The sequence below is a fragment of the Bacillus pretiosus genome (genome assembly GCF_052947655.1).
Genome location: NZ_CM129593.1, coordinates 4,582,395 through 4,605,554 on the forward strand (window position 1 = coordinate 4,582,395; position 23,160 = coordinate 4,605,554).

At 37.2% G+C, this 23,160-nt stretch carries 30 protein-coding genes and 1 riboswitch; of the genes, 17 read left to right on the plus strand and 13 right to left on the minus strand.

Translation table 11 applies throughout. The features are described 5' to 3' along the window. Nucleotides 1-2: 2 nt before the first annotated feature. From ACU8YW_RS23640 to ACU8YW_RS23655, 4 genes are all read right to left on the minus strand, one after another. A complete protein-coding gene (locus ACU8YW_RS23640) occupies nucleotides 3-764 on the minus strand; it encodes an ABC transporter ATP-binding protein (RefSeq protein WP_046198226.1) in 762 nt (253 codons plus the stop codon). A gap of 252 nt (nucleotides 765-1,016) precedes the next feature. Further along, nucleotides 1,017-2,039, minus strand: coding sequence for a DUF418 domain-containing protein (locus tag ACU8YW_RS23645; RefSeq protein WP_088064618.1), 1,023 nt, complete (start codon nucleotides 2,037-2,039; stop codon nucleotides 1,017-1,019). A 136-nt stretch (nucleotides 2,040-2,175) separates the two neighbouring features. Next, entirely contained in the window at nucleotides 2,176-2,325 is a 150-nt protein-coding gene (locus ACU8YW_RS23650; protein WP_001129345.1) for a hypothetical protein, read from the minus strand. 15 nt (nucleotides 2,326-2,340) lie between these two features. Next, nucleotides 2,341-2,604 carry a YtzC family protein gene (locus ACU8YW_RS23655; protein ID WP_000840869.1) on the minus strand — a complete coding sequence of 88 codons (264 nt, stop codon included), beginning with the start codon at nucleotides 2,602-2,604 and terminating at the stop codon, nucleotides 2,341-2,343. Between the two features lie 111 nt (nucleotides 2,605-2,715). Here ACU8YW_RS23655 and mnmL point away from each other — a divergent pair, with 111 nt between their 5' ends. The 6 genes from mnmL (at nucleotide 2,716) to ACU8YW_RS23685 (ending at nucleotide 8,038) form a co-directional block, all read left to right on the plus strand. Beyond that, entirely contained in the window at nucleotides 2,716-3,675 is a 960-nt protein-coding gene (gene mnmL / locus ACU8YW_RS23660) for a tRNA modification radical SAM protein MnmL/YtqA (RefSeq protein ID WP_029440192.1), read from the plus strand. Continuing rightward, complete coding sequence (mnmM, locus tag ACU8YW_RS23665) at nucleotides 3,672-4,244, plus strand: tRNA 5-(aminomethyl)-2-thiouridylate-methyltransferase MnmM (protein ID WP_088064619.1); 573 nt, start codon at nucleotides 3,672-3,674, stop codon at nucleotides 4,242-4,244. The genes mnmL and mnmM overlap by 4 nt, the downstream gene beginning before the upstream one ends. A 137-nt stretch (nucleotides 4,245-4,381) precedes the next feature. Next, nucleotides 4,382-5,215, plus strand: a complete 834-nt coding sequence (locus ACU8YW_RS23670) for an ABC transporter ATP-binding protein (RefSeq protein ID WP_097889173.1) — start codon at nucleotides 4,382-4,384, stop codon at nucleotides 5,213-5,215. Between the two features lie 18 nt (nucleotides 5,216-5,233). Next, entirely contained in the window at nucleotides 5,234-5,914 is a 681-nt protein-coding gene (locus ACU8YW_RS23675) for an ABC transporter permease (protein ID WP_262719830.1), read from the plus strand. Between the two features lie 24 nt (nucleotides 5,915-5,938). Continuing rightward, nucleotides 5,939-6,613 carry an aspartate/glutamate racemase family protein gene (locus ACU8YW_RS23680; RefSeq protein ID WP_088064622.1) on the plus strand — a complete coding sequence of 225 codons (675 nt, stop codon included), beginning with the start codon at nucleotides 5,939-5,941 and terminating at the stop codon, nucleotides 6,611-6,613. A 123-nt stretch (nucleotides 6,614-6,736) separates the two neighbouring features. Further along, on the plus strand, nucleotides 6,737-8,038 hold the full coding sequence (locus ACU8YW_RS23685) for a PepSY-associated TM helix domain-containing protein (RefSeq protein WP_149213717.1): 1,302 nt from the start codon (nucleotides 6,737-6,739) through the stop codon (nucleotides 8,036-8,038). Between the two features lie 38 nt (nucleotides 8,039-8,076). On the opposite strand, the gene ACU8YW_RS23690 is transcribed toward ACU8YW_RS23685, so the two are convergent. The 3 genes from ACU8YW_RS23690 to ACU8YW_RS23700 form a co-directional block, all read right to left on the minus strand. Beyond that, nucleotides 8,077-8,292, minus strand: a complete 216-nt coding sequence (locus ACU8YW_RS23690; protein WP_426934113.1) for a hypothetical protein — start codon at nucleotides 8,290-8,292, stop codon at nucleotides 8,077-8,079. Nucleotides 8,293-8,354: 62 nt separating this feature from the next. Continuing rightward, nucleotides 8,355-9,419 carry a tetraprenyl-beta-curcumene synthase gene (gene tbcS / locus ACU8YW_RS23695; RefSeq protein ID WP_426934114.1) on the minus strand — a complete coding sequence of 355 codons (1,065 nt, stop codon included), beginning with the start codon at nucleotides 9,417-9,419 and terminating at the stop codon, nucleotides 8,355-8,357. Nucleotides 9,420-9,460: 41 nt separating this feature from the next. Next, a complete protein-coding gene (locus tag ACU8YW_RS23700) occupies nucleotides 9,461-10,264 on the minus strand; it encodes an alpha/beta hydrolase (protein ID WP_000267444.1) in 804 nt (267 codons plus the stop codon). Between the two features lie 74 nt (nucleotides 10,265-10,338). Between ACU8YW_RS23700 and ACU8YW_RS23705 the strand changes: the two genes are divergently transcribed. From ACU8YW_RS23705 to ACU8YW_RS23715, 3 genes are all read left to right on the plus strand, one after another. Next, entirely contained in the window at nucleotides 10,339-10,851 is a 513-nt protein-coding gene (locus tag ACU8YW_RS23705) for a gamma carbonic anhydrase (RefSeq protein WP_000640213.1), read from the plus strand. 295 nt (nucleotides 10,852-11,146) lie between these two features. Beyond that, nucleotides 11,147-11,680 (plus strand): phosphatase PAP2 family protein, encoded by a 534-nt coding sequence (locus ACU8YW_RS23710; protein ID WP_000868583.1) that lies wholly within the window; start codon nucleotides 11,147-11,149, stop codon nucleotides 11,678-11,680. Nucleotides 11,681-11,692: 12 nt separating this feature from the next. Beyond that, complete coding sequence (locus ACU8YW_RS23715; RefSeq protein ID WP_097889169.1) at nucleotides 11,693-12,835, plus strand: glycosyltransferase family 4 protein; 1,143 nt, start codon at nucleotides 11,693-11,695, stop codon at nucleotides 12,833-12,835. Between the two features lie 281 nt (nucleotides 12,836-13,116). Here the strand turns inward: ACU8YW_RS23715 and ACU8YW_RS23720 are convergent, their stop codons facing one another. Beyond that, nucleotides 13,117-13,719, minus strand: a complete 603-nt coding sequence (locus tag ACU8YW_RS23720) for a molybdenum cofactor guanylyltransferase (RefSeq protein WP_426934115.1) — start codon at nucleotides 13,717-13,719, stop codon at nucleotides 13,117-13,119. Continuing rightward, the gene (locus ACU8YW_RS23725; protein WP_000117127.1) at nucleotides 13,716-14,225 is read right to left on the minus strand and encodes a MogA/MoaB family molybdenum cofactor biosynthesis protein; all 510 of its coding nucleotides are present in this window, start codon (nucleotides 14,223-14,225) and stop codon (nucleotides 13,716-13,718) included. Before ACU8YW_RS23725 ends, ACU8YW_RS23720 begins: the two co-directional genes overlap by 4 nt. Before the next feature lie 99 nt (nucleotides 14,226-14,324). Between ACU8YW_RS23725 and ACU8YW_RS23730 the strand changes: the two genes are divergently transcribed. The 3 genes from ACU8YW_RS23730 to ACU8YW_RS23740 are packed head-to-tail and all read left to right on the plus strand — an operon-like array spanning nucleotide 14,325 to nucleotide 14,921. Next, nucleotides 14,325-14,540, plus strand: a complete 216-nt coding sequence (locus tag ACU8YW_RS23730; RefSeq protein WP_088064628.1) for a hypothetical protein — start codon at nucleotides 14,325-14,327, stop codon at nucleotides 14,538-14,540. Nucleotides 14,541-14,555: 15 nt separating this feature from the next. After that, a complete protein-coding gene (locus ACU8YW_RS23735) occupies nucleotides 14,556-14,735 on the plus strand; it encodes a hypothetical protein (RefSeq protein ID WP_088064629.1) in 180 nt (59 codons plus the stop codon). Nucleotides 14,736-14,741: 6 nt separating this feature from the next. Continuing rightward, nucleotides 14,742-14,921 carry a hypothetical protein gene (locus ACU8YW_RS23740; RefSeq protein ID WP_088064630.1) on the plus strand — a complete coding sequence of 60 codons (180 nt, stop codon included), beginning with the start codon at nucleotides 14,742-14,744 and terminating at the stop codon, nucleotides 14,919-14,921. 41 nt (nucleotides 14,922-14,962) lie between these two features. Here ACU8YW_RS23740 and metK read toward each other — a convergent pair whose 3' ends face one another. Next, nucleotides 14,963-16,162 (minus strand): methionine adenosyltransferase, encoded by a 1,200-nt coding sequence (gene metK / locus ACU8YW_RS23745; protein ID WP_000163113.1) that lies wholly within the window; start codon nucleotides 16,160-16,162, stop codon nucleotides 14,963-14,965. Between the two features lie 169 nt (nucleotides 16,163-16,331). Next, a riboswitch (SAM riboswitch) is annotated at nucleotides 16,332-16,453 on the minus strand. 228 nt (nucleotides 16,454-16,681) lie between these two features. On the opposite strand from metK, the gene pckA reads away from it, so the two are divergent. Then, nucleotides 16,682-18,268, plus strand: a complete 1,587-nt coding sequence (pckA, locus tag ACU8YW_RS23750) for a phosphoenolpyruvate carboxykinase (ATP) (protein ID WP_048540837.1) — start codon at nucleotides 16,682-16,684, stop codon at nucleotides 18,266-18,268. A gap of 294 nt (nucleotides 18,269-18,562) precedes the next feature. Next, nucleotides 18,563-18,760, plus strand: a complete 198-nt coding sequence (locus ACU8YW_RS23755) for a hypothetical protein (protein ID WP_147786567.1) — start codon at nucleotides 18,563-18,565, stop codon at nucleotides 18,758-18,760. Between the two features lie 115 nt (nucleotides 18,761-18,875). Here the strand turns inward: ACU8YW_RS23755 and ACU8YW_RS23760 are convergent, their stop codons facing one another. Continuing rightward, nucleotides 18,876-19,259, minus strand: a complete 384-nt coding sequence (locus ACU8YW_RS23760; protein WP_147786566.1) for an ATP synthase subunit I — start codon at nucleotides 19,257-19,259, stop codon at nucleotides 18,876-18,878. A gap of 291 nt (nucleotides 19,260-19,550) precedes the next feature. Here ACU8YW_RS23760 and ACU8YW_RS23765 point away from each other — a divergent pair, with 291 nt between their 5' ends. Continuing rightward, nucleotides 19,551-19,772, plus strand: a complete 222-nt coding sequence (locus ACU8YW_RS23765; protein WP_000639043.1) for a hypothetical protein — start codon at nucleotides 19,551-19,553, stop codon at nucleotides 19,770-19,772. A gap of 28 nt (nucleotides 19,773-19,800) precedes the next feature. Here ACU8YW_RS23765 and ACU8YW_RS23770 read toward each other — a convergent pair whose 3' ends face one another. After that, a complete protein-coding gene (locus ACU8YW_RS23770; protein WP_048540844.1) occupies nucleotides 19,801-20,706 on the minus strand; it encodes a DMT family transporter in 906 nt (301 codons plus the stop codon). A gap of 223 nt (nucleotides 20,707-20,929) precedes the next feature. Beyond that, a complete protein-coding gene (locus tag ACU8YW_RS23775) occupies nucleotides 20,930-21,253 on the minus strand; it encodes an iron-sulfur cluster biosynthesis family protein (RefSeq protein WP_048540845.1) in 324 nt (107 codons plus the stop codon). Between the two features lie 123 nt (nucleotides 21,254-21,376). On the opposite strand from ACU8YW_RS23775, the gene ACU8YW_RS23780 reads away from it, so the two are divergent. Together ACU8YW_RS23780 and ACU8YW_RS23785 are read left to right on the plus strand one after the other, a co-directional pair. Then, a complete protein-coding gene (locus ACU8YW_RS23780) occupies nucleotides 21,377-21,541 on the plus strand; it encodes a hypothetical protein (protein ID WP_087984879.1) in 165 nt (54 codons plus the stop codon). A gap of 215 nt (nucleotides 21,542-21,756) precedes the next feature. After that, nucleotides 21,757-23,133, plus strand: a complete 1,377-nt coding sequence (locus tag ACU8YW_RS23785; RefSeq protein ID WP_446894014.1) for a collagen-like protein — start codon at nucleotides 21,757-21,759, stop codon at nucleotides 23,131-23,133. The last annotated feature ends 27 nt before the right edge of the window (nucleotides 23,134-23,160 follow it).

Here is a 23,160-nt window from a genome sequence, read left to right on the forward strand (position 1 = left end):
TCTTACGCTTTTTGTGTACCTAAATCTGCAAGTACATCTAAAATTTCTTTGTAGAACTCTTCACGCGTACCACCGCGATGAATTTCTTTATATAGCTCACCATCTTGAATGAATAAAATACGCTGACAGTAACTTGCACTATACGGATCATGTGTAACCATCATAATCGATACACCTTGATCTTTATTTAAATTTGTCATCGCATCAAGTAAACTCGTTGCATTTTTAGAATCAAGAGCTCCTGTTGGCTCGTCCCCTAAAATAATTGCTGGCTCATGCACAAGTGCACGCGCTGCTGCTGAACGCTGCTTTTGTCCACCAGATACTTCAGATGGATACTTTTGAAGAATTTCTGTAATCCCTAGCATATCCGCTACTTTTTCTACTTTCGGTCCAATATTACGTGATGAAACACCTTGAAGGGAAAGTGGAAGTGCGATGTTTTCATAAATAGATAAGTTCTCTAATAAGTTAAAGTCTTGGAAGATAAATCCTAATTTTTGTGAACGGAAATCAGAAAGCTCACCTTGCTTCATTTTCGTAATATCCGTACCCGCAATTTCAACAACGCCGCCCGTTGCTTTATCAAGCGTTGAAATTACATTTAATAATGTCGTTTTACCAGAACCAGATGGTCCCATAATTCCAACAAACTCACCCTCTTGAATTGAGAATGAAACACCTTTTAACGCGTGTGATTGGTTCTCACCTTTTTTACCGTACACTTTTTGAACGTTTTTCACGTCTACAACTGGTTTCGTCATATATATCCTCCTACGCTTGTTTTTCCATTACCTATTTTGCGCCTTTTAGAAGAGAACTGCTATTTGTTAACATTACAATTACCTTACACTTTTGTAATATAAAAAAGGCGCGCGTGTAAGGTTCGTTTTTTTTAGATCAACCTCATTGGTAAATGCAATTTTATCAGCGATTCTCAAAGGAATATCGACTTACCGAAAAAAGATGACAATAAAAATAGACTGTTCCACAAAAGGAACAGCCCAATTCTCTCCTTATTTCTTTAAAGGTGTTACCGTCCAATACGTAATAACACGCCAAATCCATTCTAGTGGACCCATTTTAAAGATTTTCATCCAAATTACACTAAACACAATTTGAATAGCATAAATTGCGATACATACATATAACGTCTGCATGTATGTTAAGTTTCCTGCAAAGTTACATACACTACCAGCAATTAAAATCATTGCAGTTTGTCCGATATAATTCGTTAAAGCCATACGACCGTAGTATTTCAATGGTGCTAACAATGTTTGAACTGGTTTTAACTGAAGTAATAAAATTAATGCTCCTACATAGAAAGCTGAAATAATTGGTCCAACTGTAACACCAATTTTTAAGAATTGACCTGCAGCGTCCATTGTTCCATCTTCATTCATAATTATCATATTTACAAATGGATTAGCAGGAACGTGCCCATATTGATACCATAACGCTGCAACACTTAAAACAAACATAATGCCTGTAAAAATAGCGACTTGTTTGATTTTTGCTGAAAGGTTTTCAAACACTTTATACTGCCCTGCAGCAAGACCTAATAAAATTAAACCTAATGGTAATAATTCCTTAGCTGCCATAATACTAAAAGCTATCGTAAGAATAAGACCGAGTACTACATTCACTTCTTTTTTCGCTTTATAAAACGGTAAAACGACTAATCCACAAATTGCGTATAACGCTAGTGCTTCTCCAGGCTGAAACATTTGATGAATTAAACCAAAAATAAATAGTGCAACTACGCGGCGTAGAAATAGAACGTACCCATTCTTCCCTTTCGCAATTGCTCTTGTAATAAAGATGTAGAATCCTACTCCAAATAAGAATGAGAAAATCGAGAAGAAACGACCTTCTACAAATAAGTATAGAAACCTTTGATAACTGGCATCTACTGTATTAGGATCGGGTACCTTAATATTGAGTAGTGCAAGAATATTTACTAAAATAATCCCCAGTAATGCGAAGCCACGAATGTAATCTAACTCATCAATTCGTTTGTTTGTAATGTTGTTCCCCATAAAGCAACTCCTTGTCCAAAATTTAATCCTCCCTTACTCTACTGGAAAAGTAAGCTTACAACTATCGGCAAACCTTACAGAAATCTTACATTATTGTCATATAGCAAAATAAAACCAGGTCATATTGCGACCTGGTTTACTCTGATTGCTTTGATCTTTGAGGTTGTCCTTTTTTACTGTTGCGCTGTTTCACTTGAACAACTGGATCAAGTTCATTTGAAAACTCAGCGTTATGTCCATTTTGCGTTTTTTGCTCTGGATTATTTTGATCGGAACGTTTCGCCATTACATTCACTCCTTATTAGTGCGGTGTAATAATCATTTGATGTTGCAGTTGGCGAATTGCCATGCGTGCTCTATTTAACTGCTCACGTTGCTCATCATTCGCATGTTGCTGCATCGTTTGTAAATCGTTATATGCTTGTTCTAATTGTAACTGTGCATCTGAATACTCCATCGTATTATAATGCTCTTGTCTCATACCTTGGTCTAATTGTTCTTTCGCATATTCCACCGCTTGTTCCGCTTGTGTAATATACGATTCAAGTGATTGACGCTCTGCCATAATTGTCCCTCCTTGCTTCAATTCCCCTTTAGTGTGTCCCTTCCATCTCTACCTTATGAGTATGTTATAATGGATTTTGTTTCATTTTGACTCGGCTTAGGAGGGAAAGTAATGAAGGTTCAAAACCCTTTTCCATATACAAACGACAATAAACGTTATCATACATGGAATTACCATTTACGAAATGAATTTGGTGAAAAAATCTTTAAAGTTTCATTAGATGCTGGCTTCGATTGCCCGAACCGTGACGGTACAGTTGCTTACGGTGGTTGTACATTTTGTAGTGCTGCCGGATCTGGTGACTTCGCTGGTGATCGCCGCGATGATGTTATAACGCAATATCATGAAATGAAAGAAAAAATGCGCTCAAAGTGGAAAGACGGAAAATGTATCGCTTATTTCCAAGCGTACACAAATACACATGCACCACTTGAAGTGTTAAAAGAAAAATTCGAACCGCTTCTAGCAGAAAAAGACGTTGTCGGTCTTTCTATCGCCACTCGTCCAGATTGCTTACCGGACGATGTCGTTGAATATTTAGCGGACTTAAATAAACGCACATACCTTTGGGTTGAACTCGGTTTACAAACTGTTCACGAACGAACTGCAAACCTTATTAATCGCGCTCATGATTACCCATCTTACGTGGAAGGTGTAAATAAATTACGTAAGCATGGCATTAGAGTTTGCTCTCATATTATTAACGGTCTTCCACTTGAAGATTACGACATGATGATGGAAACAGCTCGTGAAGTAGCGAAGCTTGATGTACAAGGAATTAAAATTCATTTACTTCATTTATTAAAAGGAACGCCAATGGTGAAGCAATATGAAAAAGGACAACTAGAATTCCTTTCTCTTGAAGATTACGTAAGTCTCGTTGTTGACCAACTTGAAATGATTCCAGAAGACGTAATTGTGCACCGTATCACAGGTGACGGTCCGCCTGACTTAATGATTGGTCCAATGTGGAGCTTAAATAAATGGGAAGTATTAAATTCCATCGATGCAGAATTTGTACGCCGCGGAAGCTGGCAAGGAAAATATGCAAATGAGGAGAAACAACAATGAAATTAGAACGTGTATTACCGTTTGCTCGCACACTACTGCAAACGGCAGTAAAAGAAGGCGATTACGCTGTAGATGCAACGCTCGGCAATGGACATGACACATGCTTCCTAGCTGAAATCGTTGGAGATAACGGAAAAGTATTTGGATTTGATATTCAAAAAGAAGCAATTGAAAGCTCTACTATCCGTCTAAAAGAAAAAGAGCTTTTTGAACGTACTGTTTTAGTTCACGATAGTCACGATACGCTTCTATCCGTACTACCAGAAGATGCAAAAGGAAAAGTAACAGGCGCTATCTTCAACTTAGGTTACCTTCCTGGTGGTGACAAGCATATCGTTACAAAACCGAACTCAACACTTTCGGCAATTGAACAATTACTAGAAGTAATGGCACCTGAAGGAATCATCGTCCTTGTCATTTACCACGGACACCCAGAAGGACAAGTAGAACGCGACGCTGTTCTCAAATTTGCAGAAGAACTCGACCAAAAACAAGCTCACGTACTACGATACGGCTTCATTAACCAGCAAAATAACCCACCATTTATTGTGGCGATTGAGAAGCGATAAAATATATCAACGATTTTTTCGATATATCGACGATTCGACAAAACATAACAAAAAAAGACGTGCACTCATTGCACGTCTTTTTCTTATTCTCCTATATAATGGATATATACACTATTTGAAGAAAGAAGGATAGAACTTTGCTAGTAGAACTAAGGGGAATTCAAAAGAAGTACGGCAAATCACTTATACTAGACAACATCGATTTATCCATTCCAGAAGGAGAGGCACTCGCTATTATTGGCGGGAACGGGACTGGAAAAAGTACTCTACTCAAAATAATTGCAGGATTTATTTCACCTACAACAGGGACACTTCAAAGAAAAGAACATATACAAATTGGCTATGTACCTGAACATTTTCCTGAAGGGATTCGTTTTACATTAGAGGATTATTTATATCATCTCGGCCACATCCACGGCTTATCAACAAAATATTTAAAAGATAAAATTCCGATGCTTCTTGAATCTTTTCATTTACATCATGCAAGGCATTCCGTTTTACGAAACTTTTCAAAAGGTATGAAACAAAAAACTGGCATTATGCAAGCATTGCTTACAGACGTCCATTTATTAATTTTAGATGAACCTCTTTCTGGACTTGATCCTAACTCTCAGCAAGAATTAGAACATATTTTACTCTCATTAAAACAACAAGGCATATCTATACTCTTCACATGTCACGAAAAACAACTACTAGAAAACTTCGCCGATAGAATTGTGACGTTAGCAAATCATACAATCACAGAAGATATCTCTGTGCAAAAAGGAGCAGAACAAGTCTATATTGAAGCAATCGTTCATGAAACATTTTCAGCGATAGAACTACGGAAACAATTAGGCTTTATACACGTTGCACACAATTCAAATCAAAACCTTATTCAATTACAAATCGAAAAAGAATATACAAACGAAATGCTTCAGTTTTTATTACATAAAAAAGCATCTATCACACTGCTACAACCTAACTTTTAAATCGAAAGAAGGTTTATTATGTTTGCCCTTATTCGTTACCATTTTCTCGACTATACAAAATCGTATAAGTACGTCCCTCCTATTGCGATGTACTTTGTGAGCTTACTTTTTGTATATACATATAAGCCGACTCCTATTGTACCGACATACTTAGAAACAGCTCTCGCCCTTTATTTATTATCTGCCTGGATTACAATCACAATTTTTCATACGGAAGATCCTGTACAAGAACAAATTACTATTTCTCACACAAATAATATTTCCGCACTATATGTGGGTAAATATATTACCGCTCTTCTCATTTGTACTGTGCTATCTTTTATATCCGTAATCTATCCAATGATTTTGCAAATGTTTAATGAAAAAATGACAGTTTCTTTATTCCTAGTCGGATTTCTCGCTCATATATCTTTCTCTATAATAGGAATTTCAATTGCAACTTTATTTACTAGAAATATGATTCCAAAAGCAAGCACAGCTTGGCTTAGCCTGATATTTATATTACTTATAACAATCGCCTCAATCCGGTTTAAAAAAGAGTTACTATGGTTTTTACCACCTGTCGAAAGCTTTCTAATGCTTGGACAATACAAATTTAATATACTTACTCACACGCTATGGCTCACAGCTTGGGCTATCGTATATTCATTTTTATTACTTACTTTATTTCTTTTTGTCGTTCGTAAAAAACGTTTTTAATTACATAATAAAGGAGACAAACCAATGATCGGAATACTAGCAGGAATGGGACCAAAATCAACTGGGCCATTCGTTGATACAGTTGTAGCAGGGTGCCAAACTATATACGGAGCAAAGCATGATATGGACTTTCCTCATATGATGATTTATTCTTGTCCAACACCGTTTTATATGGATCGGCCTATTGATCATGAGGCGATGAAAAAAGCAATTATTGAAGGGGCACAAAAACTTGAAAGTATTGGCGTAGACTTTATCGCTATGCCCTGCAATACAGCGCATCTTTATTTTGAAGAATTACAGCATTCTCTTTCTATCCCGATTTTAAATATAGTCGATGAGACGTTACAAGCAATTCCTGAAAGTACAAAAAGAGTCGCGCTTCTCGCAACAGAAGCGACAATTCAAGCTGGTATTTATCAAGACGGTATTGCAAAACGGAATATAGAATACATTCATCATGGAAAATGGCAAGAAATGATTAATCAAACTATTTCTTGTATTAAAGGCGGAGAAATTGAAAAAGCCCGCGAATTATGGCATACGCTCGTTTTACAATTGAGAAATGAAGTAGATACCGCAATTATCGCATGTACCGATTTAAATGTTGTGGCGGATGAGGATTTTGTTGATTCCTCTCAATGTCTTGCTGAGGCGGTTGTTAGGATGTATCTATCAAATACAAAGAAATCTTCATAAACATAGAAAACCTCCCCAAAACTTTTAACATTTTTCACAATTCCTTCAAAATATCCACACTTAATCTCGCTATATTAAAATGAGGAATTTATTCATATAGGGAAGGTTAGGGGAACTGAAAGTATGAAAGTAAATCGTTCGCTTCATTACATTTTTTGGCGTTGGCATTTTTATGCTGGGCTTTTTATTACACCGCTTCTTATTACGTTGTCACTGAGCGGAATTGGGTATTTATTTCGGGAAGAAGTTGAAGATTTCATCTATAAAGATTTATATTTTGGGAAGAGCGCCCAAACGGAATCTATTTCGATGTCTGATTCTATTTCCTTAACAGAGAAAAAATATCCACATTATAGTGTGGCGAAAATTAGTGAGTTTAATGGGGATTATAATACGAGGCTTACTATTGCAAATGAATATACAGGGCAACAAAAATATGTGTATTTAGATAGCAATAATCAAATTATTGGAGATCAAAATGCAAGTGAAACGTTTGCCAATATAATGCGGGAATTACATAGTTCTCTTTTAGTTGGTGGCACTGTCGTCAACTATACTGTAGAGCTTGCGGCATGCTGGACAATCTTTTTAATTGTGACTGGATTGTATATGAGTATACGCCAATTCAAAAACACACCGGCATCCACTAAGCGAGAAAAAGCAAAACGACGTCATTCTATTATCGGTATTATATTTACAATTCCACTCGTTTTGTTAGTCGCATCTGGATTGCCATGGTCAGGATTTATGGGTAACCAAATTTATAAAATCGCATCGTCGAATGAATCGATTGGATATCCCAAGTTGTATATGGCACCGCCTGAATCAAAGGTAAAAGAATTGCCGTGGGCAACAAGAAAAGAAGCTCCTCCTGAATCGAATTCAAATGAGCCAAAAACAATTTCTGTCGATGAATTACAAAAAGGAATTGAAATAAAAAAGCCATACGTTATCTCACTACCAACTGATCCGAAAGGTGTATTCACCGTTTCGAAATCGAGCGGTTCTGGTATTACGGGCATGGATGTGGCACCAAATGAAGAAATAACAGCTTACTTTGATCAATATAGCGGAAAACTCATTTCAAAAACGGACTATCGTGATTATGGCTTATTTGCACAATGGTTCACTTACGGTATCCCGCTTCACGAAGGTCATTTATTCGGATGGCCAAATAAAATATTATGCTTACTAACGACATTATCTTTATTACTTCTTATTTATTACGGAGTAAAAATGTGGTTTGCAAGAAAGCCGAAAGGAAAATTAGCAGCACCGCCAAAACAAAGAGATAAAAAAAGCATAATCGTTTTCTTTATCATGATGGTTATACTAGGCGCTGTCATGCCTTTATTCGGACTATCTGTTTTAGTTATTTTCGCAATTGAACTTCTCATATATGTATTTTCAAAAATACGATCATAAATAAAAAAGCATTTGTACTCTCGTGTACAAATGCTTTTTTATTTACTATTCGTTTGTTTTTTTCTACTATTCATTAAGAACACGATATCTACAATAATAATTGTGCCAATTATTACTTGCGGCACATAATCCATCATAGTAGGACCACTTGGCCTATTCATCATCATATACATTCCAGTTACAAATGAAATGGAATGTAGCATGAGTAACGTTACTTCAATATTTTCATATAGCTTTTGAAACAATCGCTTCATTTCCACCACCAGCATTTACCATATTATAACAAAAAACCACTCTACATGAGTGGTTTTTTTCATCACTGCGCCATTTTCTTTCGGTACATCTTCCCGTTCCAATAGAAGAATCGTGAAGTAAGCCCTCCGTATTTTACAATGCGCCGTGCCATTTTGTTCATATTCTTTTGTGCTGATACTTTTTGATCTGATAAATAAATACCAAGTAACCCTCGGCTTATGAGACGATGAAACTTCGCATGAGGTAAATCACCAATGCTCTTCTCTGCTTCTTCTACAAAATGTTTCATACGATCTAATATCGCTTGCTCGTTTTCATAATAACTACAGAAATTCAAATCCCCGCCTATACGGTCTTCTTCTTGATCGATGAAATAATCAAGTAAAATGTGAAGTCCTTGTACGTATGGGAAGTATCCTTGTCTAATTTTCGCAATATCTTCATCATGTAATTCATCATGAAATGCATATGCTACAAGACAGAAGATTCCAAGTGTAGAACCGGCACATGCTGAAAATTCAAACCAGCTCATTTCAGGTAAATTTTCTTTATGTGCTTCAAACCATTTTTGTAAGCGTGGTTCTCTTTCTTCTAACTTCACGTGTTTATGAATTTGCAAATCACAATAATAACAAGCAAGTTCATGAAGAACAGGAGCAATTTTGTCATAGTGCTTCGTTTTCTTTAAAACATCTTGGCATGTTTCAACAAGTTCATCTAAATAACCACCATCGTCTTGGTCATCACGATAGCGATAATAATTACCGCCACCTTCTACTTCAGGTGATAATGCCATTAACATAGATTCATGCAGTGCGGCAAAATCATTCGGATCAAGTGATGTACTGCGGTCACATAAATTATCTAAATAATCGCTGATTGTTTGATACGCTACGATAAAACGAATGCATTCCTCTCGGTGCTCATTTGCTAACAGTGCTAAAATACCACCGCCTTCGGAATGAAACGTTTTATTCTCAATACTCGCGATTGCCTGACTATGAAGCTCATCATTCGGAATATGGTAGGCACGCTCTTTCCACACCGCTAGCTCATGGTGTACTACCGGAAACACATCACGGTATACTTTCGCCATGAGCGTTATGGGATTACTCGGTACGTTCACTTCTTCCTTCATCTCCTCTATTCGATGTACAAATAATTTACTTATTTGTTTGTTTCTATTATGTTATTGATGCGTATTTCAGTAAATGACTGAATATAATTCAAAATTTCATCACGCTCATACTCATTTAATAACTCGTGATAACAATTCGGCCATTCTTTAAAAGCCTTATCACTTATTTTAACATTATCAAACCAAGTGCGGACACGTATTTTATCTACAAGTTTATCCTCACAAGCTTGCATTAGCAAGAGCGGAACATCTGGAAAATCATCTATTTTTTTATGAGCAATTTCGATAGACTTAATCAATTCACTATACCAACGTACTGATACTTTGCGCAAGAACAATGAATCATTCTCCATCGCGTCCCTAACTTCATGATTACGAGTGGACATTTCCACTGTAAGATTCGTTGCAAATTGCAATTTTGGAGCGATAATATTTAATATTTTTGAGGCAGCTTGAAGTGGTGCTGAAGGTCCAGCTACTAAGCCTAAACATGGCGAACTTAAAATAATGCCGTCTACATCTTCTCTCTTCGTTTCTTGCATCATACGAATGACAATAAGACCACCCATACTATGACCAAATATAAAAATAGGTAACCTATACTTTCTTGCCTCTTTCACCCATAATTTAACTTCCTCTATGTATTCATCAAATGAATCAATATGTCCTCTATTTCTTGAAGTCGTTCCGTGTGACGGAAGGTCCCCCATCACGACGTGATAGCCGATATGATTCCACATTTCCGCAACGGCTTCATAACGTCCGTGATATTCCATTGCGCCGTGCACGATAACAACGACAGCTTTCGCTTCCTCTGTTTCATAATTCCACATACGGACCTCCTCCATTTCACTCTTTCTCATAATTTGATACACTGAAACTAGTCTCTAGGAAAGGAAGACTTTACATGATATATCCTTACAAAGAAAAAAATCCAAAAATTGCGAGTAGTGCTTTTGTCGCTGATTATGTTACGATTACAGGCGACGTTTCCATTGGTGAAGAATCAAGTATTTGGTTTAATACAGTCATACGCGGTGATGTTTCACCAACAATCATTGGAAACCGGGTAAATGTACAAGACCAATGTACACTTCACCAAAGCCCACAGTATCCTCTTATTTTAGAAGACGACGTGACCATTGGGCATCAAGTTATTTTACATAGCTGTCATATTAAAAAAGATGCTTTAATTGGAATGGGATCTATTATATTAGATGGTGCTGAAATTGGTGAAGGAGCCTTTATCGGTGCTGGAAGCCTCGTTTCACAAGGAAAGAAAATCCCGCCAAACACATTAGCATTCGGTCGACCAGCTAAAGTCGTTCGTGAATTAACAGAAGAAGACCGTAAAGACATGGAGCGAATTCGCACACAATATGTTGAAAAAGGCCAGTATTATAAATCATTACAGAAGTAACTTTTCCAGCTGCCACTTTAATGGCAGCTTTTTATATAAAGTGAAACTTTAATCAGTGGGGTTTTTCTTCATCCCCCACTGATTATTAGTTGAACCAGTCGGACTTTTATGGGCAGTTGATCCCCCACCTAACTTCTTTGCTTTCGCTGAATTTTGAGGTGGGGGTCTTACTGCCCATTAAAGCGGGATAAAAACTAACTTTTTCTTTACAAAACATTATTACTCCCTCAATAAAATCTTATTAAAATAAAAGCTAATATCTCCATATATATGTAAACGAGGGAGGAGAATTTTCATGAAGGTCAGTGGACTGTATAAAATAGAATGTTACATTTTCAAAGGAATTAACCGATACTTTGATCAAAAAACATTAAATATCTTTTTCAGCAATATTACTCATATCGGTGGTGCTACTTTCTCAATCGCACTCACACTTTTCTTTTTAATTTTTGCAAAAGGGACTTTGCATCAAGCTGCAATCGCAACTGCTATTTCTTTAGCAATTAGCCATATTCCTGTACAAATATTAAAAAGATGGTATCCGCGAAAACGCCCTTATTTAACAATTCAGGATGCGAAATATCCAGTCCATCCATTAAAAGACCACTCTTTCCCGTCTGGTCATACAACAGCCGTTTTCTCTGTCCTTATTCCATTTATTTGCTATAATCCAAGCATATTTGCTTTTCTATTACCGTTAGCATTATGCGTTGGCATTTCTCGCATTTATTTAGGGCTTCACTATCCGTCTGATGTATTCGTCGGTATGTGCCTCGGCACTTGCTCTGGCATCATCTCTTTTTATCAATTCATCCCACTTTTCACATAAAGGAGTGATATGATGAGAGTCGCCATTTTTACCGATACTTTTACGCCACAAGTTAACGGAGTTGCGAAAACATTAGAACGATTAACACGTTACTTTCAGAAAGAAAAGATCGCCTATTCTGTTTTCGCCCCTCAGCATACAGCTGAAGATAATTTCGTAGCTAATGTGAACAAGATGAGAAGTATCCCGTTAACAATATTATATCCAGAATGCCGCTTTTCTTTTCCTACTCCGCGCATTAAACGAGAACTTCTTTCCTTTAAACCTGACATTATTCACATTGCTACACCTTTCAACATGGGACTTTGTGGATTGTATTATGCAAAAAAGTTAAACATCCCAGTTGTCGGTTCTTATCATACTGATTTCGATGCTTATTTACGCTATTACAAAATCGAATTTCTCTCTAACATGCTTTGGAACTATTTAAAATGGTTTCATAGCCATATGCAAAAAAATTTCGTTCCTTCCTTTGAAACGTTACACCAACTAAAAAATAAAGGCTTTCATTCCCTCTCCATATGGGGACGTGGTGTAGATTGCACACTCTTTCATCCATCTTACAATACAGACCTATTCCGAAAAAAATATAATATTACAGCGAAGTATGTCCTTTCCTATGTTGGACGGCTTGCCCCTGAAAAAGATATTGATACGTTACAACACCTTATTGCGAAAACAGCGCATACTCGAAACGATATTCATTGGCTCATTGCAGGAGACGGTCCTCTAGCAATAAATTTACGTGAAGCTGTTCCGAATACAAATGTCACTTTTACTGGATATTTACAAGGTAAGGATTTAGCTGAAGCATATGCTTGTTCTAACATCATGGTATTTCCATCCGCTACTGAAACGTTCGGAAATGTCGTACTCGAATCACTTGCATGCGGTACACCTGTCATCGGTGCAAATAGTGGCGGGGTTAAAAATATTATTACGGATGGACAGACAGGAGTTCTTTGCCCGCCCAAACATGCGGATTCATTTCTATCATCCATCCATTCTTTATTGCGAAATGAAGAGCAACTTATGCAAATGAGCATAGCGGCTTCATCTTATGCCAAAACAAAAAGCTGGGATGAGATTTTCCGTGGGTTACTTGACCAATACGAAACCGTCCTTCAGAACACCGCATCAGAATTACTCGCTTAAACAGAAGAGCTCCCTTCAACTAGACGAAGGGAGTTTATTACACAGTTATAAATTTTAGTTTCATAAATGATACATAAGGTTAAACATTGTTTTATTTCTATATTCATTATATCAAAAATAAACATAACTAAACAGACTTGTAATAAAAACCCATAAAAATTAATATATGGTTATACAGTATTTTAACTGTATATTGATTTTAAGAATTCCCCTTAAAATCAACTTACTCACATACCTTTATACAGTAATTGTTCCCCAATTTCTGTATACTAAAAAACCTTTCATTCATTTGAAAGGTTTTTTTGAGCCTGCACATATTCTTCTTTCGTATTCACATTTATAAACCAATCCGCATGCGCTTGTACATCTTCTCCAACAACATACTTTACATTACATTGTGATAAAAGCTGGCCCACACTTCTTTTTTCTTCCTGAAGCAAAGCATACATCTTTTCTTTCACACGGTTATGATACGCTGCAAGTAACGGTTGTTTTCTTCCATTAATAATAGGTACAACCGCATCATATTCATTACTCGTTTGCTCTAGTAAAATGGTAAGCCACTCTGGCGAAACGTTTGGTGCATCGCAAGGCATAATAGCGTACCAATCTGCTTCTATATATTCCATACCTGATACAATGCCGGCAAGCGGTCCATTTCCTTTATAATGCGGAATATCTTCTATAACAGGAACTTGTACGAGTTGCTCTACTCGCTCTTTTATATCAGTATGGCTAATTACTACAATGTCTTGCAAAGTAGTTCCCATCACTTTCACAATATGCTCAACAAAAGTAGTTCCCTTCCAAATTGCTAACGCTTTCGGCTCACCGAATCGACTCGACATACCGCCTGCTAATACAATTCCAGCATACTTACTCATTGGCGATGCAGCTCAAATGTAATATGACCTAATTCCGGTAAAATTAATTTATTCATCGCAAGGCGAACTGCTCCGCTCGATCCTGGCATCGAGAAAACTACTTTGCGCCCAATTGTACCACCAATCGCTCTACTTAACATTGCGCTGCTTCCGATATCTTCTAAATAACTAATCATACGGAACAGCTCACCAAATCCGACAATTTCTTTATGTAATAACGCTGATACTGCTTCAATTGTGACATCGCGTTTCGTAATACCAGTACCGCCATTTGTTAATACAACATCTACATCTTCCTTATGATAACCAGCTAACACCGCTTGCTGAATACTTTCTTTATCATCTTTTACAATTTCATAAGAAGTTACTTTATGTCCCGCTTCTTTTAACAATTCATGTAATAGTTGTCCGCTCTTATCTGTCTCTTCCGTACGTGTATCGGAAATCGTCACGATCTTACAACGCACTTCTTTTGGAGCTTGTTTTTTATGTTCAGTTACACTCATTTTTCATCTTCCCTTTCATTTTATTGTAAAATTATGTATGAAGCAAAGAATTCAACATGATACAATATAAGTATGTTTATCCATATAAAGGAGCTTTACATGATTCAAAATATGAAACGATCCGTACCCATTATACCATTCCTAATTATATTATCCCTTTTTCAATGTATCGCTTACGGGTTCGATATTAACTTTTTAAAATTGTATGTACTTTTGCCTGATGGTGGTATTCGTTACTATTTGACTAGCACATTAATTCCTCTCGTACTTGCCTATATAATAGATTTTATTTTTAAACGTTCTATCTCTAAATAAGGAGGTCTACATATTATGGAACTTTATAAAAAACTAACAACAACATTCATCCTCTTATTCGTCGCTTCCATTACTGTCGGCTTTTCTCTAAAAGGCGCAATTCCATACGCTACATTAGTAAGCATTATATTCGCAACACTATTTTTACTATGCAGTGCCTTTTGCGCGGGTAAAGCACGTCAAATGAAAGGTTGATTACATATGTTCCAGAAGAAACCAATCCTTTGTAAATCATGTAAAAAAGAAATACAAACGTATGAAAAAGCATGGATTCATATGCCCTTTCCAGCAAATAGTATGACGAATATGAAAAAGTATATTGAGCTATACGGCGAAGTGTATTGTAGCTCATGTATTCAAATTGGAAGTAAAACAAAATAAAAAAAGCTTTGCGCTCACGGCGCAAAGCTTTTTTTCATATATTATAGACCAGCTTGCTCTTTTAAAGCTGCAGCTTTGTCTGTACGTTCCCATGTTAGGTCTACATCAGTACGTCCGAAGTGGCCGTAAGCTGCTGTTTGTTTATAAATTGGGCGACGTAAGTCTAGCATTTTAATAATACCAGCTGGGCGAAGATCGAAGTTGTTACGAACTAGTTCTACTAGTACGTCTTCAGATACTTTACCAGTCCCGAATGTATCAACTGAAATTGATACTGGTTGTGCTACACCAATTGCGTATGCAAGTTGTACTTCTGCTTTGTCAGCAAGACCAGCTGCTACGATGTTTTTCGCAACATAACGAGCTGCATATGCTGCAGAACGGTCAACTTTCGTTGCATCTTTACCAGAGAATGCACCGCCACCGTGGCGAGCGTATCCACCATAAGTATCAACGATGATTTTACGTCCTGTTAAACCAGCATCACCTTGTGGTCCACCAATTACGAAGCGGCCAGTTGGGTTAATGAAGAATTTCGTTTCTCCATCCATTAATTCTGCTGGAACTACAGCTTTAATTACATGCTCTTTTAAATCGCGATCGATTTCTTCCCATGTAACATCTGGATGATGCTGTGTAGAAATTACGATTGTATCTACACGTACAGGTTTACCATTTTCATCATACTCAACTGTAACTTGCGTTTTTCCATCCGGACGTAAGTATGATAATGTGTCATCTTTACGTACTTCAGTTAAACGGCGAGCTAATTTGTGAGCAAGCGAGATTGGAAGTGGCATTAATTCTTGTGTTTCATTACATGCGAAGCCAAACATTAAACCTTGGTCTCCCGCACCAATTGCCTCAATCTCAGCGTCAGTCATTAGACCTTCGCGTGCTTCTAGCGCTTGGTCAACACCCATAGCGATGTCAGCAGATTGCTCATCGATAGATGTTAAAACTGCACAAGTTTCTGCATCGAATCCGTATTTTGCGCGTGTGTAACCAATGCCTTGAATTGTTTCACGAACGATTTTTGGAATATCTACGTAAGTAGAAGTCGTAATTTCCCCCGCTACCAATACTAAACCAGTTGTTACAGTTGTTTCACAAGCTACACGTGCATTTGCGTCCTTTGATAAGATCGCATCTAAAATTGAATCAGAAATTTGGTCACAAATTTTATCTGGATGTCCTTCAGTTACAGACTCAGATGTGAACAGATGACGTTTTTTTGTCATGTGGTAAACCTCCCTACAGTAATTGTATATATTGTACGGAACTCATCCTTAATTTGCCACAAACTGCGACATACATTTATTCTCCCACACAAGCATACAGAAAAACCTTTCCTACTTTACATAGAGGAAAGGTTTAATTTGCTACTTGCATACTGCTTTTTGCCCTTTGCTCTTATCGTTCGAGACCGTTAGCCTCGCACAGGTTTTAGCACCTATTCACCTGTATTTACCACTACAAGTGAGGTTGCTGGGCTTCATCGGGCCTGTCCCTCCGCCAGCTCGGGATAAGAGAGTATCCGTCCCAACCTATACTAAAGAAATGATATTCATTTGTCAATTAATATTCACATTTTCCTGAAAGTTTTTCTCAATACGCCTGGAATGAAATATTAATAAGGAAATAATACATTCACACAAACAAAAAGAAATAAATAGTATACATTATTTATATAATTGTGTTATACTCTTGTTGGGGATTACGAGAAATATTTCATTAAATGAAAAGGATGGTATATAAATATGAGTACTGTGAATGTCCAAATTGGTTTACACGAATTATTGAACGGAAGCAATGCACAGATTCAACTAAGTGTTCCGCAATTAGTGGAAAAAGTATTAATGCGAAATGAAGGGAAATTAACTTCTACTGGTGCCGTTTCTGCTTCAACAGGAAAATATACAGGACGTTCTCCTAAAGATAAATTTATTGTGAAAGAAGCATCGGTTGCTGACAAAATTGCTTGGGGAGCAGTGAATCAACCGATTTCTGAAGAACATTTTAATAAATTATACACTAAAGTTTTAGAATACTTAAAAGAAAAAGAAGAGTTATTCATCTTCAATGGATTTGCAGGCGCTGACCGCAATTACCGCCTACCAATTCAAGTTATTAACGAATATGCATGGCACAATTTATTTGTACATCAATTATTCATTCGTCCAACTGAAGAAGAATTAACAACTCATGAATCAGAGTTCACAATTGTTTCTGCACCGAATTTCAAAGCTGATCCAGCTGTTGACGGTACAAACTCTGAAGCATTCATTATGGTTTCATTCGAAAAACGTATCGTACTAATTGGTGGTACAGAATACGCTGGAGAAATGAAAAAATCAATCTTCTCTATTATGAACTTCTTACTACCTGAACAAGATATTCTTTCTATGCACTGCTCTGCAAACGTAGGTGAAGAAGGTGACGTAGCACTATTCTTCGGTTTATCTGGAACAGGTAAAACAACATTATCTGCTGATCCACACCGTAAATTAATCGGTGATGATGAGCATGGTTGGTCTGATAACGGTGTATTCAATATTGAAGGCGGTTGCTACGCAAAATGTGTAAACCTTTCTCACGAGAAAGAACCACAAATTTTCGATGCAATCAAATTTGGATCTGTTTTAGAAAACGTTATCATTAATAACCAAACGCGTATCGCAGACTATAACGATACTACTTTAACAGAAAATACTCGTGCTGCATACCCTATGCATGCGATTGACAATATCGTACTGCCAAGTGTTGCTGGACACCCAAATACAATCATTTTCTTAACTGCTGATGCATCTGGCGTATTGCCTCCAATCAGTAAGTTATCAAAAGAACAAGCTATGTATCATTTCTTAAGTGGTTACACTAGTAAACTAGCAGGAACAGAGCGCGGCGTTACATCTCCGCAAGCAACATTCTCAACTTGCTTCGGTTCACCATTCTTACCACTTGATGCATCTCGCTATGCTGAAATGCTTGGTGAAAAAATCGAGAAACACGATGCGAAAGTATTCTTAGTAAACACTGGCTGGACTGGTGGCGAATACGGCATTGGTAAACGTATGAACTTAGGTTACACTCGTGCAATGATTCAAGCTGCATTAAGCGGCGAACTTGCGAAAACTGAAACAGCTAAACATGACATCTTCGGTCTTGAAGTTCCACTTCACGTACCAGGTGTACCTGACGAAGTGTTAATGCCTGAACAAACTTGGGCTGATAAAGCTGCTTATAAAGAGAAAGCAATCGAGCTTGCGAGCGAATTCAAAGAGAACTTCAAAAAGTTCGACAGCGTTTCTGAAGATATTATTAACTTAGGCGGTCCAATCGCTTAAGTACAAACTTTCTGTTGGAATACCCCTTTTACTCATATGAATAAGTGCCGTGTAACCGTAAAGTTCCGCGTACTCACCGACAAAACCCAATGCGGCTTTACGGTTATACACACTTACATAAAAAAGAAGCTTACGTTTTTAACGTAAGCTTCTTTCTATATCTTATCTCTTCATCTATGACTTAGTTCGTAAAATTACATACCAACATCCAAATTTTACAGAAAATTCATTTTATAATCATTCATTATTATTTTTTTATGATACAATTTACATATACAGGAAAGGATGAGGCCTATGGAAAATTTTTCTCGTACAGGAAAAATTTTATTCAGTTACGGAGCGATCCAAATGTTTTGGGGACTTGTGATGCTTAACGTTAATTTATTTGAGCATACAAATGAAACGATAAAATATATTATTCTAATTACCGGAATAATTTGTTGTATTATATCCACCTTTTTTAAAGAACATAAGAGTCATACTAATATGTGATTTCATGTTAGCTTATAGGAAGCAGAAACCTGTATTTTATGCAAAATTATGCTTCCTATTGTAACTCCCCCTCGCCGGACCCTCTATTCCATCTAAAAAGAGGCTTTTTATCTTTTTAGCCCTTTGTTAATTCTTCCTCATCTTTCATACTATAGTAGCCTAAATTCACAACGATTAAGAAATAACCACCCAGAATCCCTACTGCAAATGCCCACATAACCATGTGGTGCTCAATTTCGTACATAATAACAGCGCCCAAAATGGCAGCTGCAAAACGATTAAACATACCGAGCATCGGTGCTTTCGTTTTCTTTACGATACTATCTCCAAGCTTCTCAATTCGTCTCCCTAAAAGCCAAACACAATACATACTTACGATAAGTCCAATTCCAGCACCTAGAAAATGAGCTGAAAACGGTGTTAACATCCATCCTAGCAAAAGAAAACCTAGTAAATAATACGATTGAATTTTAAATGATCTTAATGACATACTAATCATGCTGTTCTCCTCTTCAGTAATTTTTATCTATCCAACAAAAGCTGTATAACTCATTTCTTTCGAGTTCATACTACTTAAAATTCATTTCACTCAAATTAAAAACAACATAAACAGTATGTTTATGTTGTTTGAATGTTTTCAGGAAATAATATTATACAAGATTTCAAACATCATATTCTCATAATTTGTGACGTTTTTCCAAACATTTTTCGTCCATTTATGAAAAAAGTGATATCAATCTATGAACATACGGATATGATGTAATAAGTACACAAATAAAGGGGGCGTCTAATGATTTATTTTTTAATGGCTCTCATTCACCTCATTATCCCTGCACTTATTGGACTTTCATTGTATTGGTACACGAAAAATCATAGTATTTTCTACGCTGTCCTCGGTGTTCTTCTTCCAGGTATTATTCTTATCACACTCTTCCGTATTCCATTTTTAAACTTAATTCCACTTATTACTGCTATCTTATTTCTCGTCTTCTTACCAAAAATAAAAAAATAGGAAAGCAGATCATAGATGATCTGTTTTCCTATTTTGATATAGGTTCCCCCGCAGTAGAATGAATTTTTACTTTCTCCGATTTCACAAACCATAGACCGAAGAAAATAATAATTCCACCGATTATTTGTTGAAATGATACATATTCATTTGCCCATATAGCTGCAAATAAAACAGCTACAAGTGGCGTTATATACATATATACCATCGTATGTGACGCGCCAATTTTTTGAATACCAACATACCACATCACTAAACCAAATACTGTTACAAAGAAAATGGAATATAGTAAAGCGAATAGTGTCATTCCATGTGTAATGTGAAATGGCATTATAAATACATGTGGTCCACTTAACAATAAAAGCGGAATCGCGCCAACTAATGCTGACCATGCGGTAACACGTAGTGCTGAATATTTTTTAATTAATGGACCTGCTAAAACAGGATAAAGCCCCCAGCATATTGATGTAATAAGTCCAATTCCGTTACCATAAAAAGAACTAGCAAGCGAATGCCCTGCTACTAAAACTAATGCGGCACCACCAAAGGCAATTATAGAACCGATGAGCTTTCGAGAAGAAAACTTTTCTTGTTTCAAAAAAATAGCAAATACAGTTGTAAAAATAGGTGAAATAGAAATGAGTAAAGAGGCATTTGTAGCGGACGTATATTTGACAGTTTCCATAAATAACGTTTGATACAGTACAATACCTACAACACTAACGATGATTAATCTAGGTATATCCTTTCGTTCCATATAAACCGACTTTTCAATAAAAAATGTAAGGAGTAACATAAGCGGTGCCGCTGATATCATCCGAAGTGCAGTAAACTCAATTGCTGTAAATTCTAAAAGTCCATATTTAGCAATCGTAAAATTAATCCCCCAAATAATAACGACTGCTAAAATTAATAACTCAATCCCCCATCTTCTCATGCATATCCCCTCCGCAAATAAGATTATACAGAAAATTCAATCACATGTACATTTCATTATGTGAAAAAATCTTTGTATTGTATGGAGAGGTTTGCTTTGTTTGGTACATAAACTTATATCGACGATTTTTCGAATATATCGACTTATCAACAAAAAACGAAAATAATAGTACCTTATATAATAAAAAGATGGTCCAAAAATATTTTGGACCACCTTTTCTTTCTTACACTCGAACGTGTAACTTCATATTTGGATTATAAAATTGGCTTGGGCTCTTCAGCTGAAAAGTTCCTCCAACTTCATGCCAATCAACTGTTAACTTATCATCCATAAATACAAGCTTTGTGCGATCTGCGATAAAATTCATTGCGCTAGATTCGATATCCACATCGCGCTCATCTTTTTCTGCTACAGCTACTAAATCGATAATTCCGCTCATTACACAACCGCAACCTTCATTATCGTAAAATAACTTTATATATTTCGCTTCATTTGGAATCGTATCCATAATCTTTTTATATGCTGCTTCTGTTACAGTAACGTACATATGTTAATCTTCATCCTCTCTTCTCATATCCTTCATACATTGTACCACCATTTTCTCTTAAATTTATATACAGAAAATTAAGACTAATATACAATGTATGTAATAAAGGAGGTTGTATCACTCATGTTCAAATTACTGCGATACCCCATCTTCTTAGGCCTACTCGGTAGCTTTTTTATTTCTAGCGGAATGCTATTACAACATATACTTCCTTATTCTCCTTCTATTGGTTGGATTTTAGGCTTTATTTGTTTCCTAACCGCTTCTTATTTTGCTATGAAAAAATAAGAATCACTTTAAGATTTATTTGCAGCTTAATTTTGACTTGGGTGTTACTTTCGGCCCACAAGAGAAACGTTGGCTCTATAACGATTCAACTCTCCTCTATATTTTAAAATCTATACACAATACGATTGAACACACAAAAATATAGAATTCATAATATGTATATAGTGGTTCTATTTTTAAAACTAGTTTTTCAAAATATAGAAAGGAGAACATACATGTACCCACGTAATTGTTTTAGTTGCGACGGCAGACGCAATAGTAGTTCTAACGGAAACACCGGGCCCACTGGTAGCACCGGACCTACTGGAAACACTGGCTCTGCCGGCATCACTGGACCTTCCGGGAACACCGGACCCACTGGTAGTACTGGACCTTCTGGCTCTGCCGGGCCTTCCGGAGCTGGTTTCCAAAGTACTACCGCCTTTAGTCTAGCAGCCGCCCCCACCTATAAAAAAGGACAAGTTGTCACTTATACGAGCAGCGGCTATGTTGTAAAAAAAGATGCACCTCAAGGATTTCCGAATGTATCTCCAGATTATATCGTATTAGTAGAAAGCGGACCTACTGGAAACACTGGCAGTACTGGACCTTCTGGCGGTACCGGACCTTCCGGCATCACTGGACCTACGGGGAATACTGGATCTACTGGTAGTACTGGGCCTACGGGGAATACTGGATCTACTGGCAGTACTGGGCCTACGGGGAATACTGGACCTTCTGGCAGTACTGGGCCTACGGGGAATACTGGACCTTCTGGCAGTACTGGGCCTACGGGGAATACTGGATCTACTGGCAGTACTGGGCCTACGGGAAATACTGGACCTTCTGGCAGTACTGGGCCTACGGGGAATACTGGACCTTCTGGCAGTACTGGGCCTACGGGGAATACTGGATCTACTGGCAGTACTGGGCCTACGGGGAATACTGGACCTTCTGGTAGTACCGGACCTACTGGCATTACCGGGCCTACTGGATTTACCGGGCCTACTGGCATTACCGGGCCTACTGGCATTACCGGGCCTACTGGATTTACTGGTTCTACTGGCATTACCGGGCCTACTGGATTTACCGGGCCTACTGGATTTACCGGGCCTACTGGAACTGCAGGTAGTGCATCAGCAAAAAGTATTGTTTTTCAAGGAACAAATGCTGGTTTTCAACGTATAGCGGGTTCTCCTGGCATTGACTCCAATGTTATTCCATATGTCACTGCTGGAGACGGTAGTGTAGTTGGCTTTGCTGCATCTATAAATGTAAATAACTTACCTGCTGCTGTTTATACGATTGATATTTGCAGGAATGTCCCAACAAACCTCACTGCCCCTACTTCCAGTTACATTTTAACTACTATTACCTTAACTACCACGGACAAAATTACCGGAACTATAGTATTTTCCATTAAACCGACGGATACTGGATCAGGACAAATTCAAGTATTTAATCCTACTCCAGCCGTAGGTCCGGCTACTGTAACTTGGACTAGCATTACAACTGGAAACCCTGTTTCAAGAGGGGATGCTATATCTCTTTATATTAACCCTGGAATTACTGCCAGTGCTGTATATTCTATTTTTCTAATCACTAATATTTAGTTCCTTCTTAACAGTAATTTATTTAAC